This window comes from Acinetobacter baretiae, from assembly GCF_015627105.1.
Taxonomy (GTDB): Bacteria; Pseudomonadota; Gammaproteobacteria; order Pseudomonadales; family Moraxellaceae; genus Acinetobacter; species Acinetobacter baretiae.
In genome coordinates this window covers 28,009-42,631 of sequence record NZ_VTDM01000008.1, presented here as the reverse complement: position 1 = coordinate 42,631, position 14,623 = coordinate 28,009, and the positions used below count along the sequence as shown (strand labels likewise).

The window sequence follows — 14,623 nt, the reverse complement described above, 5'->3', positions numbered from 1 at the left end:
ACCCTCTAGTTTTTTTATGTCTGAATCTTCGAATACTAGTCTACTGTATCAATGGTTAATCCAGCTTCATTTGCAAGTTGAGTAAATGTTGGAAAACTAGTTGCAACCGTTTCTGTGCCATGAATAACAATTTTTTCAGCAGCACGTATTCCAGCAATACTAAAGCTCATAGCAATACGATGGTCATGATGCGATTGTACTTCTGCACCTTTAAAAATAGGTGACCAATCTCCAGATTGTCCTTTTCCTTCAATCACAATACCATCGGGCGTTGGTGTACAGTCAATTCCCATGGCTTGTAAACCATCTACCATCACTTGAATACGATCTGACTCTTTCACTCTAAGTTCTGCTGCACCTGTGAGTACAGTTTGACCTTCTGCACATGATGCAGCCACAAAAAGGGCTGGAAATTCATCAATCGCTAAAGGTACTTGATCTTCTGGAATGTGAATACCTTTTAAAGTGCGCGTACCGCGTATACGAATGTCTGCAATTGGCTCACCTCCTGCAATACGGGCATTATTCACTGAAATATCTGCACCCATTTGCTTTAGTATTTCAATTACACCTGTGCGTGTTGGATTAATACCAACCGCTTCCAAAGTCACATCTGAATCTTCACAAATCGCAGCACCAACCATAAAAAATGCTGCAGATGAAATGTCTGAAGGGACTTGAATATCGGTTCCTACCAACTTACCACCACCTGTTAAAGTAATAGTATTGCCTTCGGTTTTGACATCATACCCAAAAGCACGCAGCATACGCTCAGTGTGGTCACGCGTTGGTTCAGGTTCCGCCACTGATGTTTCACCTTGTGCCCATAGCCCTGCAAGTAAAATACCCGATTTAACTTGTGCTGAAGCCATTGGTAATTGGTAATGAATACCTTTTAAAACTTGCTGTCCTGTAATACTGACAGGAGGTGTACCTTTTTCGCCTGTTGTTTGAATTTGAGCACCCATGTCACGAAGTGGTTTAGCAATTCGCTCCATTGGACGTTTAGACAATGATGCATCTCCTGTCATCACAGTATCAAACTGTTGTGCACACAGCATACCTGATAACAAACGCATACTTGTACCTGAGTTACCCATATATAATGCTTGTGTTGGTGCTTTTAGGCCAGACATACCTACACCATGAATGGTCACTTTGCCATCTTTTGGCCCTTCAATATGTACACCCATGTCTTTAAATGCTTGCAAAGTTGCAAGTGCATCTTCACCTTCTAGAAAACCGGTCACATTTGTTGTACCTTCAGCAATCGAACCAAACATAATTGAACGATGAGATACCGACTTGTCACCAGGAATCGTAAATGTGCCTTTAAAATGATGCTTTTTAGGTAAAATTGTAAATTGTTGAGTCACGTGTTCTTTCTCCAAAACAGTATTTTTTTTCAGCATATGGTTAAAATGTTGTCGTGCAGACTGCGCATCTTGAAGCACTTGCATGAGATGATTGGAATCTTCTTGTTCGATTAACCTACGAATCTGCTGTAGTTGCGTCTCAAACCCATCTACTGCTTTTAAGATTGCATCTTTATTTGATAAAAAAATGTCGTGCCACATTTGTGGATCTGATGCCGCAATACGAGAAAAATCTCTAAAACCACCTGCAGCATATCGGAAAATATCAAGATTATCTTGTCTACTTGTGAACTGTGCTACAAGGTTAAAAGCCATAAGATGAGGTAAATGACTTGTATGTGCCAAGACCTCATCATGTTTTTGCACAGACATACACACCACTTCTGCACCCGTAGCTTGCCATAACTGGGTTAACTGCTGTACTGCCCACGGCGCAGAGCTTTCAAGCGGTGTTAGGATGACTTTATGTCCAGCAAATAAATCTGCTTTACCAGCATGTACCCCTGTGTGTTCACTTCCTGCAATAGGGTGCCCCGGCACAAAACCCTCAGGCAACGATCCAAACACTTTTTTTGCAGCTTCAACCACATTACCTTTGGTGCTCCCTACATCTGTTAAAATGGTCTGATCACCAATATAAGGGGCTATGCGCTGTAATACGGCTTGAGTCGCTTGCACAGGCAATGCCAAAATCACAAGATCTGCATGTTCTACAGCCGCAACAGGGTCTGTATAGCCGTGTGTAATCAAGCCTAAAGCTTTAGCATCTTGCCATGTTTTAATTGAGCGTGTCGATGCAACTACCTGCTCAGCTAACTTTTGTTGTTGTATCACTCTAGCTAGACTCGATCCAATCAAACCAAAGCCAATAAAAGCCACTTTTTTAAACAATGCTTGTGTCATATCAGTGTTTACCTTTTCCATGTCACTTTGTTGATGTTACAACACAGCAACTGGGTACGAGCCTAAAATGCGCAACTCTTTCGTCATCGGACGAATTTCATCAAGTGCTGCTCGAACATTGTCTTGATCAATATGCCCTTCTAAATCAATAAAAAACACATACGTCCATTTTTCACGTAATGCAGGACGGGTTTCTATACTGGTCAAACTAATATTATGCGTTGAAAAAGGCGCAAGTATTTTCATCAATGCCCCTGCTTGATTTTTAGCAGAAATCAACAACGATGTTTTGTCACGTCCACTTTGTGGAATTTTTTCCCGACCGACCACTAAAAAGCGAGTAATATTTTCTGGGTTATCTTCAATATTTTTGTGTAATATTTCTAAATCATAGGTTGTTGCTGCAATATCTGAAGCAATTGCAGCCGAATGCCATTCATTACAGATACGGCGTGCAGCTTCAGCATTTGAACTCAATGCAACACGCTCCACATTTGGATAATGGGTGTCTAACCATTGACGGCATTGCGCCAATGATTGTTGATGTGCATAAATTTGTTTAATACTGTCTTTACGCGTATTTTTTGAGACCATAAATTGATGATGTATACGCAGTTCAACCTCACCAATCACATTTAAATGAGATGATTTAAAACAATCTAACGTATGATTCACCACGCCTTCAGAGGAGTTCTCTACAGGAACAACCCCATAGTGTGCACTACCCACTTCAACCTCTCTAAAGATTTCATCAATTGTTGTAACAGGACGGACTACCGCATCTTGCCCAAAATGTTTTAACGCTGCAACTTGAGTAAATGTCCCTTCAGGGCCTAAAAATGCAATACTTTGAGGTGCTTCTAGTGCTAAGCATGCAGACATAATCTCTCTAAACAAACGCGCAACAGTTGCATCAGACAATGGCCCTTCATTACGCTGCATAATATGGCGTAATACTTGAGCTTCTCGTTCTGGTCGATAAAATAAAGGATTTTCTTCTTGAGCAAATTTGGCATGAGCCACCGTTTCCGCTAAACGTGCACGGCGATTAATTAACTCATGGATTTGTAGATCAACCTGATCAATTTGAGAACGAATATCACTTAAATTAAGCGCAGGACTTTGGTCATTTTGAGACATATACAGCGTTGCCCTATTTACTAAAATGCATTGAAGCTAAGTATAACCACATTCAAAACAGAAGTGTTATTTGGATTTTTACAAAAATGACGTAAAGTAAAGCGGGACTGCCTTAAATAGATCATTTAAAACAAAATGAACGGTTTGAATCGCTTAGATTACCCTTCTTCCTTGCTCCTTTTACGCCATTAAACTTTTTACGCATATACATGAAGGTCAAAATACATATGACAATGAGTACAAAACGAAATATTTATCAAGAATTAGAACATCCTTTTGCACAATATATTCGTATTATTGGTAAAGGCAAAACAGGCGCTCGCTCTTTAAATTTTGACGAGGCGTACCATGCATTTCATCTTATTTTGAACAAAGAGGTATTTGATGTGCAAATTGGTGCTTTTTTAATGCTATTGCGTGTCAAAGAAGAGTCTATCGAGGAGCTTGCAGGTTTTGTAAAAGCCACCAAGGATCAGCTTAATTTCAATCCCATTCAAGTTGATTTAGATTGGCCATCTTATGCAGGCAAGCGTAAACACTATCCTTGGTTTTTACTTGCAGCTTTAACATTGGCAAAACATGGTTTTAATATTGTAATGCACGGTGCAGCAGGTCATACACTTAATCGTGTGTACACCGAGCAAGTGCTCAGCTATTTAGATGTTCCGATTTGTCAGCATCAATCAGAGGTTGAATCTGAGCTTCAACAACGTCACTTTGCATATTTACCACTGACAGCTATTTCACCTGTACTTGATGAGTTAATCAATTTAAGAAATCTTATGGGGCTTCGCTCACCAATACACACCCTTGCACGGCTCATTAATCCATTTGATGCAAAAGCAACCTTACAGTCTATTTTCCACCCTGCTTATCGCAGCTCACACCAACATGCGGCACTTATGCTTGGTTATAAAAATAGTGCCGTTATTAAAGGTGAAGGTGGGGAATTTGAACGCAATCCCGATGCGAAAACCTTAATTTGTGGTATAAAAAATGGCATACTCTATGAGCATGAGCTACCTAAATTGACGGTCACACGTAGCCCTAGCGAAGATGCTCTCGACCTTGCACTGTATAAAGCCGTATGGGAAGGAACAAAAGAACATACGTATGGTGAAACTGCCATTATAGAAACGATGGCTATTGCACTTTACACCATGCAACAAGCCGATAGCTTTGAACATGCTCTCGTGAAAGCACAGCATTTTTGGCACACTCGATAAACTGCACCCTATTTACAAGAACATTCACACAAAACGAATGGGCAAATCATCCTCATCTGTATGTTTTGCAGAATGAGGTTTTTCAATATACCCCGTTCGTTGCTCTTGAGGTAAGTGTGTATGCTCCCACGCCAGCATCGCTTGCATGCATATTGTGCGTTGCTCATTGGTTAAAGCTATGCCATTTGGCCATTTACCAATCTCTACAGCGGTTTTTAAACGTTCAACAATTTCTTCATCGAGCATTTCTAACATCGCATTTAAATTCATGAGTTCCCTTCTGTATTTAAACCTTCAAAATCTTGATTCCACCCCAACTTTGTACGACAAGACATATAAAAATCATAGCCCGGTGGATGTAATAAATTGAGTTTATGAGGATATTTTCGTATATACAATAGATCATCATCAGACAAAGAAATACTTTCTTGCCCATCAGCACTCACCATAGGTTGCCACCGATTTTCTTGTGCCTTAATCACAATTTCACTTTGATCGCCAACAATAATGGGGCGTGAAGACAAGGTATGTGGATGCATAGGTACTAACGCAATCGCTTCCATACTTGGATGAATAATTGGCCCGCCACCCGACAACGCATAGGCGGTCGAACCTGTTGGGGTTGCCACAATCAAGCCATCACTGTGTTGTCTATACACAAATTGCCCATCAATTTCTAAGGTAAAATCTACCATATGTACAGATTTTCCCGAATGCAAAACAATGTCATTCAGCGCAATGGCCTTATAGTATGCATGACCATCGTGTTTTCGGATTTCAAGTTCTAATAAAAAACGCCGATCAAGTAAAAAATCACCTTGTAAAACTTGATCTAGCTTGGTAATCACTTCTGTTGGATTAATATCAGTTAAAAATCCCAAACGACCACGGTTTACCCCAACCACAGGAATATTATATTTTACCAATGAACGTGCAGCATGTAATAACGTACCATCTCCCCCTACAACGATGGCCAAGTCAACATGCTCGCCCATGTGGTCTTTATGTAAGGTATTTATCGGTTTAATGGGCATAAATGATGCCGTATCTTGTTCAAAAACAGGTTTTAAACCCAGTTCAATTAAATGATCGTAAATCAAGCACAAGGTCGTCACTACAGACGATTTACCTGGTCGTCCAATTAACCCAATACGATGAAATGATTCAAATTTTTTTTCCACCATCATCCGCTCTCCCTTGCATGAAGCATCCACAATAACACGTAAGTTCCTAGAAAAAACGCAGTGTTTTTGTATCGTTATGACAATAATTATTGCAAATTTAAGAAAAGGTTCGCATGATTGTCTAGTTTATTTTCAGATAGCTTATCATCTTTTATGAAGTCGCAACGTGGTTTAGGTGTTTTTCTATTGATCTTTACGATCTGTTTTGTGGTGGGCTTTATTGCTCTGAGTATTTATCTGGTACGATTAGATGGTGTAATACGTTCAAAATTTGAAGGACAGCGTTGGGACATTCCCGCCAAAGTCTATGCAAGACCTTTGGAAATCTACAATCAAGCACCACTGAGTCAAAGTAACCTTTTACAAGAGCTCAATATGCTCGGTTATAAGAAAGCCGACAATAAAGAAAATCCAGGTACTTTTTTCTCACATGGTAATCATGTGGAAATACATACTCGTGGCTTTAATTTTGGCGATAGCGAAGAGGTTGAACAAATACTCGATCTGACCTTTGCACAAGACCAAATTATTAATGTAGACACCACTCATCCATCAGAGACAGGGATTACACGGTTAGAACCGCTTTTGATTGGTGGAATTTATCCTCAACATAATGAAGACCGTGTATTAATCAAACTTGCTAACGTTCCTCAACCATTGATTGATGCACTCATTGCGACTGAAGACCGTGATTTTTACACCCATCACGGGATATCTGTACGTGGTACAGCACGTGCTGTCTTTAGTAATCTTACAGGTGGGCGCAGACAAGGTGGCTCTACACTTACACAACAATTAATTAAAAACTTCTTTTTATCTCCTGAACAAACATACAAACGTAAAATTAATGAAGCATTTATGGCAGTTTTGCTAGAGATGCACTATAGCAAAGATCAAATTTTAGAGACTTATTTAAACGAAGTACATTTGGGTCAAAATGGTAATTATTCCATTAATGGCTACGGTTTGGCATCGCAATTTTATTTTGGCCTTCCACTTAATGAGCTCAATATTTCTCAACAGGCATTTTTAGTCGGATTGGTTCAAGGGCCTTCGTTGTATAACCCATGGCGTAACCCTGAACGTGCAAAAGAACGCCGTAATTTGGTACTCAATAACATGTTGATCATGGGGAAACTCACTCAAGATCAATATCAACAAGAAATTGCACGTCCTTTGGCCGTCATTGAAAAGCCATCTATGGGGCCTACGCGCTTCCCTGATTTTATGGATATTGTTAGACGTCAGCTTCGAGCAGAATATCAAGACACAGATTTAACAAATCAAGGGTTACGAATTTTCACTACACTTGACCCATTGGCACAAACAAAAGTTGAAAATCAGTTTAAACAAAGTGTCGATGCTTTGGTGAAACGCAATCCAAGAGTATTGAACAATTTACAAGGTGCTGTGCTCATTCAACGCCCAGAAAATGGTGAATTAATTGCAGTGGTTGGTTCATCTGAAGATTTTACAGGCTTTAACCGTGCATTAGATGCAAAAAGACAAGTTGGCTCGTTACTCAAACCTGCAATTTATATTAATGCCATTGAATCTGGACAATATAATTGGGCAACACTGATTCCTGATTCAACAGTAAGCATTTCTAGTGGTGGAAAAACATGGACACCTAAAAACTACAGTGGAGGTGAACATGGCATGGTGCCAATGGTGCAAGCACTTGAACACTCCTACAACCTCGCCGCAGTAAACATGGGGCAAACATTTGGTGTACCTGCATTTATCAACAATTTGCGTAAATTTGGTGTCACTAGCGATATTCAACCCTACCCATCTGCTTTTTTAGGTGCAGTGAATATGTCACCTATGGAAGTTTTGAGTATTTATAGCAACTTTGCCACGGGTGGATTTAAATATCCAACCAAAGCCATTCGTGCTGTTATTGACCAAAATGGCAAAGTGCTTGAGCGATATGGCCTAGATGTACAGCAAACCATAGACCCCGATGCTGCGTATATTTTAAACTATGGTTTACAAGAAGTGATGCATTCAGGTACTGGACAAGCTGCGTATAGAAGCCTACCAAGTTCGCTCAATTTAGCAGGAAAGTCTGGAACAACCAATGACACACGTGACTCATGGTTTGCAGGTTATTCAGGTAACTATGTCACTGTGGTATGGCTAGGATTAGACAACAACAAAATTACAGGATTAACAGGGTCTTCAGGAGCACTCCCTGTATGGACAAGTGTGATGAAACAGCTTCCCCAGCAACCTGTAAATATTAAACAACCTGATGATGTACAGTGGCAATGGATTGACCCAGCAACAGGGTATCTATCTGCTCAGGGGTGTCCAAATGCAATGTATGTTCCACTTTTAGCACAAAAAGTACCTAATCAAGCTATTTCTTGTGCAGTACCTAATTATGAAGTACCTGCAGAAAATCCAAGCTCTTCCGATCCTGAAAGTAGCTCTGACTCTCTTGAACATTTAATTCAAATTACACCAAACTAATTTAAAGGCACAGATCATTTAGGTCTGTGCCTTTTACAAATTATTGGAGAACAATAGATGAAACGCTCACTATTTATAAGTCAGTTGCTTTTACTGACCATGGTCGGCTGTAGCCAACTTCCAAAACCACAAACTCAATCGGTATCTGTACCTGCACCCACTCCCATACCACAGCCGATCAAGCCTGAGCCTCATCCAGAAAATAGCGTGGTCATTCACCCTTATCCTACAGAAGAAATTACAAAAGAAGTCTTGCCACCTCCGACAATACAGCCTCCTCAAGCAACAACGGTGGTTATTCCAACTAGACAGCCACCTAAAGTGGTCGCAAAAAATTCAACAGTTCAAAACAATCAACCTCCTGCTGCACAAAACCTCATGAATCAAGCCACACAAGCTTTTCGACAACAGCAGTTTGATCGTGCCGAACATTTAGCACTGCAAGCGCAGCGTATTGCACCACAAAGCAGTGACAGCTATGCTTTTCTTGCACAAATTGCATTACGCAAAAACAATATACCTCAAGCACAGGCACTCGCTCAGCGAGGTGCAGCTTTAACATCAAATCATGAAACCAAAAGACAGCTATGGACATTGGTTTTACAAACAGCTCAACAACAGCAAAATGTGCCTTTAATGAACAAAGCACAAAGTATTCTTAGTGGCTTGCAGTGATTTTTCAGCGACTTAAAATTAAACACATTGATGCATCATGTAAAATACAGTTCTCACTAGAGAGATTTGCTGATTTTTCGCTTACTCTCTATGCTTAGCACATTCTAAATTTTGAAGCTGAGATGTAAGCGTATTCTATAAAATAAAACTATTTCAATAATTTAGTATTCACTCATCTGACGTTGCAGTGCACATCGTACAAGCTGTGAAATGATGTGTTTTACTACCAATAGTCAGTAGAAATGAATAAGTCCATTGAATGTATAACCTTGTACTACGCTGTAGATTGATGTTTTTATGCGCATAAACATTTAAACCTGTCATTTCATTATGTGTTATACACCCATCAATTCACTACTTTTCAAATTAAAATTTATTGAGCCATACTGCGATTTATTGCAGTTTCTTTACAATAAGTGACTTCACTTTTTACAGAAAAATCAGGCATTATGACGAGCATATAATATTAAACATGATGTGATGATTACTAAGACTAAAAAATATAAATTTTACAGAATAATCAATGTACTAAAACTTAGATTAAAAGTTAAATCATTGATTAATATTTATAAAAAATAATTTTTTAGCCATATATGATTGCTCTATGAATCATTGATTGACTTCACTTTCTCCATAGACTATTTTTACCAAAATCGCTTAAAACAACGATCAAAACGAAAGATCTATAATCATATGCAAAATGTTCATTGTTTAACCTTGACGCTGAAAAGTAAAAAAAACTTATACGTAAAGATATCTCAATCTCTTTTATTCATACTCGGATTTACCTACTTACAACACAGTTTTGCAGATGACCTCAGTTATCAACAAGCAGAACAACAAACATTAAGTCACAGCTACAGCACTCAGGCCAGTCAAAATTTGCAACGTGCTTCACAACTCAATGCAGAAGCAGTGAAACATGCAGGACGTCCAAATATTAATTTTAATGTACGTGCTTATGCTTTTCGTGCTGAACAAGATGTTCCACTGACCAATATCAAAAATAATATTAATCAAAGTGTTTCTCAGAATTTAAATCGTCAAATTTCAACCGTAGGATCTCAACTTGGCATGAACTCAGATGCGATCGCACAAATCAGCCAAATTGGCGATCAAAATATTGCTGACGGAATAAATAACCTTATTCCTGATCAAACCAATGTTGTTGTTAAAGACCATGATATTCGGCCTACTGTTTCAGTCATTATGCCACTGTATACAGGTGGTATTATTTCTGCCACGAAAAATTTGGCTGCTTTACAGGCCACACGTGGCGAACTTACGGTACAACAACAACAAGACAATCAGCGATTTGAGGTCATTCAAAATTATTTTAATGTTCAATTACAAAAAAAATTAGTAGATATTGCTCAATTTAATGTCAATGCCATGCAAAAACATGTCAGCAATGCAGTAAAACTAGAGCAACAAGGTTTTATTAGTAAAGGCCAACGCATGCCATTTGAAGTAGCATACAATAATTCTTTGAGAACATTAGATGCTTTAGATATTCAACTCAAACAAAGCTATTTTACATTGCAACAACTTTTACAAAATGAACAGACTTTTCGTTTAATCACACCACTTTTTATCAATAGTTCAATGAGTCAACCATTGGTTAATATTTTTCATCAACTCGATGATAAATCAACTTTACTGCGAAAAATGCAAATGGATACACAACTTGCAGATCAAAATATTAAACTTCAACGTGCATCGCAAAAACCCAGTGTGTATGCTTTTGGAGAATATGTGATTGATCATAAAGAAAATTGGGTGGTTGGTGTTGCTGCAAAATATAATATATTTTCAGGGATAGACCATAAAAAACAAGTACAAGCAGCACAGCTGCAACGAGATGCAAGTGCTTTAGCGACCGAACGTGCCAAGCAGGAGTTACAAAATTTAATTTTTAAAGCATACACAACCATGGAAAGTGCACAACATACGCATCGTTTACTCCAAGAAAATATGCAAGCTGCTCAAGAAAACCTTCGAATTCAAACATTATCTTTTAAAGAAAACATGGGGACAGCTACGCAAGTAATTGATGCTGAAAATGTCTATCATGCCATGCAAGCCGAATCTGCAATGAATGCCTATAAATATATTTTAGCACTCGCTGCACTGTTACAAGCCAACGGTTCAATTGAGCAATTCCCTCAATATATCAACCAATCAAATACAATATCTATTCATTAATGTATTTAAGAGAACTTCATGAGCGAACAATACAACGAAAAGAATACGTCGACTGAACATACATTAGAAAACCAATCTCAACATGCACCTAAACCATCTAAAAACTTACGCAAAACCATTATTTTTATCTTTATTTTGATCATTATTCCTTTACTGATCGGTTTTGGACTATGGAAAAGCTATCAGCCTGAACCCGTTTCGATTCAGGGTCGTGTTCAAGCTGAAGTCATTCATGTAAGTACAAAACTCATTAGCCGTATTGATGAAATTTATGTGTCTGAAGGTCAAATCGTTAACAAAGAACAACCGCTTATTCGTTTACACAGCCCTGAAATTGATGCAAAAAAACAGCAAGCTTTAGCCTCTTTACAGTCAGCTTTGGCACTACAAGCCACCACAAATCGTGGTACACGTGAAGAAAATCTTGCAAGTCTTTATGCAAACTGGCAAGGCTTAAAAGCACAGCAACAACTAGCACATACCACCTATGGACGTGGTGAAAATCTTTACAAAGAAGGTGTTATTTCTAGACAACGTAGAGATGAAATGTATGCAGCACAGCAATCATCTGCACAAATGACAGAAGCTGCTTATCAACAATATAAACGTGCAAAAGATGGCAGTACAACCGAACAAAAATCTATGGCAGATGCTCAAGTTGAAATTGCTCAAGCAGCTGTCAATGAAGTGAAGTCTTTAGAAACTGAAACTCAATTACGCTCACCTATTCGTGGCACAATTTCAAATATTTATGGTAATCCTTCTGAACTGGTGGCTACAGGTGTACCTGTTATTGACATTATAGATACTGATCACCTTTGGGTCAGTTTAAATATCCGTGAAGATCAATACGCTAACATTTATAAAAAAAATAGTATGGAAGGATATGTCCCTGCTCTTCGTCAAAACATGATGTTTAAAATTAAAAATATTGACCCTCAGGGTGATTTTGCAACCATCAAAACTACTCGCCAAACAGGTGGCTATGACATTCGAAGCTTTAAACTTCACCTCACTCCTGAAGATCGTAATATTCCTTTGAAAGAGGGCATGAGTGTGATTTTTAAAGTACAAGAGGCACACTAATGCTTAAAGCAATTTGGCGAGAGCTTACTTATTTAAAGACCCACTTGTGGGATTTATCTATGCTCACCATTACACCTCTGCTCATTATTATTATTTTTAGCAGTATGTTGATGCAAGGTAAACCTGAACATCTCCCCATTGCAATCATTGATCAAGATCAAACTCAGTTAAGTGCAAACATTACCGACTATTTGACATTAAATCATTCATTGTACATACAGCTACACACCAACAATCAAACCGATGCTGAAAAAGCGTTAAATCAAACGAATATCTGGGGGTATGTCATTATTCCAGAGGGTGCAGAAAAGCGCTTAGTACAAGGTCAAGACGCTCAGATTGCGATCACTTATAATCAATCTTTTTTTAGTATTGGAAACACCATATCCTCTGCGATGCTTCAATCTACCGCAGAAGCCACTATAGACTTTCTTAAAAACAACCATTTTAGAAACAATATTCCCTATTTAGATATTTCTACACCTCATATTAAAATTTCTCCACTATTTAATCCAACACTAAACTATGAGTTGTTTTTAGAACCATTTCTTATTCCTGCATTGCTTCATTTAATTATTTGTTGTTCGATTTCATTTTCTGTCGGGCAAGAAATAAAATTTAAAACGATACGACAGTGGTTAGATCATACCTCTTTTAGTCAAGCAATTTTTGCGAAAGCCATAGTTCATACAACTATTTTATTTGGTTGGTCACTACTGTGGTTATTTTGGCTGACTGTAATTCGAGGTTGGTTTATTGCTGGAAATATTTTTCTTTTATTGGCGGCTTTATTTTTATTATATTTAAGCTATGCCCTGTTAATCACAGCAATGACACTTGCTTTGAAAGATTTAACACGCACATTTGGAATGATTGCGATTTATGGCGGATCATCTTTAAGTTTTGCAGGTGTTACACTTCCATTAAACAATGCCCCACTTTTTACACAATTTTGGTCAAATCTCATTCCTTATACGCCTTATGTAAGGTTACAAACCCAACAATGGGTGGTTGGAAGCCCCACACAGATTTCAATCCCTCCTTTTTTGATCCTTATTCTTTTTTGTATGATTGGCTATTTATTGTCTTTATTCTGCTTAAAAAAAATAAGCAAGCAGGCTGAAATATGAAGTCATTTGTTTTTCATTTTCTTCATACCTTTAAAGAGATTAAACGTTTCTCTGCTGTATTTACCACCTTGGTTTTAGGCTCAATACTCTATGGTTTTTTTTACCCAACTGCCTATAAAGCACAACAGGCTGAAGATTTACCGATTATTATTGTCGATCAAGAACACAGTGTTTTAACTCAACAAATTATTCATACCATACGATCAAATCCAAATATTCACATTACTCAAGTGACATCTAATTTTTTAGAAGCACAACAATACGTTCAAGCACAAAAAGCCGATGCCATTTTATTGCTTCCTGAACACCTCTCTTCCGATTTATTGGCTAATCCAAAAAATACAGGTGTAGGTCTTTATATTAGTTCGGCATATTTAATTCGTGTGAAACAAATTGCGTCAGGACTTGCAACCTCTTTAGAAAATGTCATACAAGATCACGTAGAGCGTTTTAGTCAGATTAGTCATTTTCGTCCTGAACTTCCAATTCATCAAATTCCCTTATTTAATACATTGTCAGGCTATGGAAGCTATATTTTTCCAGCTGTTGCACCTTTAATTATTCACCAAACCATTTTGCTCGGTGTGGGGATGCTTGTTGCAGGTTATCGAGAAAAAAATGTCTGGAAACCCAAACCAAGTGAGTTTTTTGGGTTTTTTACAGCTATTTTGACCATTGGTTGTTTAGCTTGTTTTTATTTATTTGGCTTTATATTTTGGTTATACGATTATCCAAGAGGAGGCAATTTTGTAGGTATGCTCATTGCTGTGCCCATTTTTGTCAGCTGTATCATTGGCTTAAGTATGTTTATTGCCACCTTTTTCGATATGCCTGAAAGAGTTGGACACGTTCTTGTTCCTTTATCTATTGTATTTTTTTTATTAAGTGGAACATCTTGGCCATTACAGTCTATGCCGCTACCTTTGCAGTGGCTAAGCTTGTGCTTACCTTCTACTCATGCCATTCAAATGTTTGTACAGTTAAATCAAATGGGTGTACCTACAAGCATTGTCATACCAAAACTTATATTTTTAAGTGTAAGTGGTATTGTGTTTATATTACTTGCACATAGAAGATTACAACGATAAATTCGTGAAATTTCAATTGAACTGAATATACTTGATCAACCCAAATTTCACGATTTCACGATTTCACGATTTCACGATTTCACGATTTCACGATTTCACGATTTCACGATTTCACGATTTCACGATTTCACG

11 protein-coding genes are annotated in these 14,623 nt (G+C 38.1%); 7 read left to right on the top strand and 4 right to left on the bottom strand.

What is annotated here, in order from left to right:
* Positions 1-35 precede the first annotated feature (35 nt).
* Together I2F17_RS03660 and pheA are read right to left on the bottom strand one after the other, a co-directional pair.
* A complete protein-coding gene (locus I2F17_RS03660) occupies positions 36-2,279 on the bottom strand; it encodes a bifunctional prephenate dehydrogenase/3-phosphoshikimate 1-carboxyvinyltransferase (protein WP_211139110.1) in 2,244 nt (747 codons plus the stop codon).
* A gap of 36 nt (positions 2,280-2,315) precedes the next feature.
* On the bottom strand, positions 2,316-3,419 hold the full coding sequence (gene pheA / locus I2F17_RS03655) for a prephenate dehydratase (protein ID WP_196422634.1): 1,104 nt from the start codon (positions 3,417-3,419) through the stop codon (positions 2,316-2,318).
* 233 nt (positions 3,420-3,652) lie between these two features.
* Here pheA and I2F17_RS03650 point away from each other — a divergent pair, with 233 nt between their 5' ends.
* Positions 3,653-4,645 carry a glycosyl transferase family protein gene (locus tag I2F17_RS03650; RefSeq protein WP_196422633.1) on the top strand — a complete coding sequence of 331 codons (993 nt, stop codon included), beginning with the start codon at positions 3,653-3,655 and terminating at the stop codon, positions 4,643-4,645.
* A gap of 24 nt (positions 4,646-4,669) precedes the next feature.
* Here I2F17_RS03650 and I2F17_RS03645 read toward each other — a convergent pair whose 3' ends face one another.
* Positions 4,670-4,915 (bottom strand): YeaC family protein, encoded by a 246-nt coding sequence (locus I2F17_RS03645; RefSeq protein WP_211139109.1) that lies wholly within the window; start codon positions 4,913-4,915, stop codon positions 4,670-4,672.
* Entirely contained in the window at positions 4,912-5,826 is a 915-nt protein-coding gene (locus I2F17_RS03640) for an NAD(+) kinase (RefSeq protein ID WP_211139143.1), read from the bottom strand. The genes I2F17_RS03645 and I2F17_RS03640 overlap by 4 nt, the downstream gene beginning before the upstream one ends.
* Positions 5,827-5,982: 156 nt before the next feature.
* Between I2F17_RS03640 and mrcB the strand changes: the two genes are divergently transcribed.
* The 6 genes from mrcB to I2F17_RS03610 all read left to right on the top strand — a co-directional run bounded on the left by mrcB (position 5,983) and on the right by I2F17_RS03610 (position 14,491).
* Positions 5,983-8,307 carry a penicillin-binding protein 1B gene (gene mrcB / locus I2F17_RS03635; RefSeq protein WP_211139142.1) on the top strand — a complete coding sequence of 775 codons (2,325 nt, stop codon included), beginning with the start codon at positions 5,983-5,985 and terminating at the stop codon, positions 8,305-8,307.
* A 57-nt stretch (positions 8,308-8,364) separates the two neighbouring features.
* Positions 8,365-8,982 carry a hypothetical protein gene (locus I2F17_RS03630; protein WP_196422629.1) on the top strand — a complete coding sequence of 206 codons (618 nt, stop codon included), beginning with the start codon at positions 8,365-8,367 and terminating at the stop codon, positions 8,980-8,982.
* 693 nt (positions 8,983-9,675) lie between these two features.
* Positions 9,676-11,187 carry a TolC family protein gene (locus I2F17_RS03625; RefSeq protein WP_196422628.1) on the top strand — a complete coding sequence of 504 codons (1,512 nt, stop codon included), beginning with the start codon at positions 9,676-9,678 and terminating at the stop codon, positions 11,185-11,187.
* 18 nt (positions 11,188-11,205) lie between these two features.
* Complete coding sequence (locus tag I2F17_RS03620) at positions 11,206-12,273, top strand: HlyD family secretion protein (protein ID WP_211139108.1); 1,068 nt, start codon at positions 11,206-11,208, stop codon at positions 12,271-12,273.
* Positions 12,273-13,403, top strand: coding sequence for an ABC transporter permease (locus tag I2F17_RS03615; protein WP_196422626.1), 1,131 nt, complete (start codon positions 12,273-12,275; stop codon positions 13,401-13,403). Before I2F17_RS03620 ends, I2F17_RS03615 begins: the two co-directional genes overlap by 1 nt.
* Positions 13,400-14,491 carry an ABC transporter permease gene (locus tag I2F17_RS03610; protein WP_196422625.1) on the top strand — a complete coding sequence of 364 codons (1,092 nt, stop codon included), beginning with the start codon at positions 13,400-13,402 and terminating at the stop codon, positions 14,489-14,491. The genes I2F17_RS03615 and I2F17_RS03610 overlap by 4 nt, the downstream gene beginning before the upstream one ends.
* The last annotated feature ends 132 nt before the right edge of the window (positions 14,492-14,623 follow it).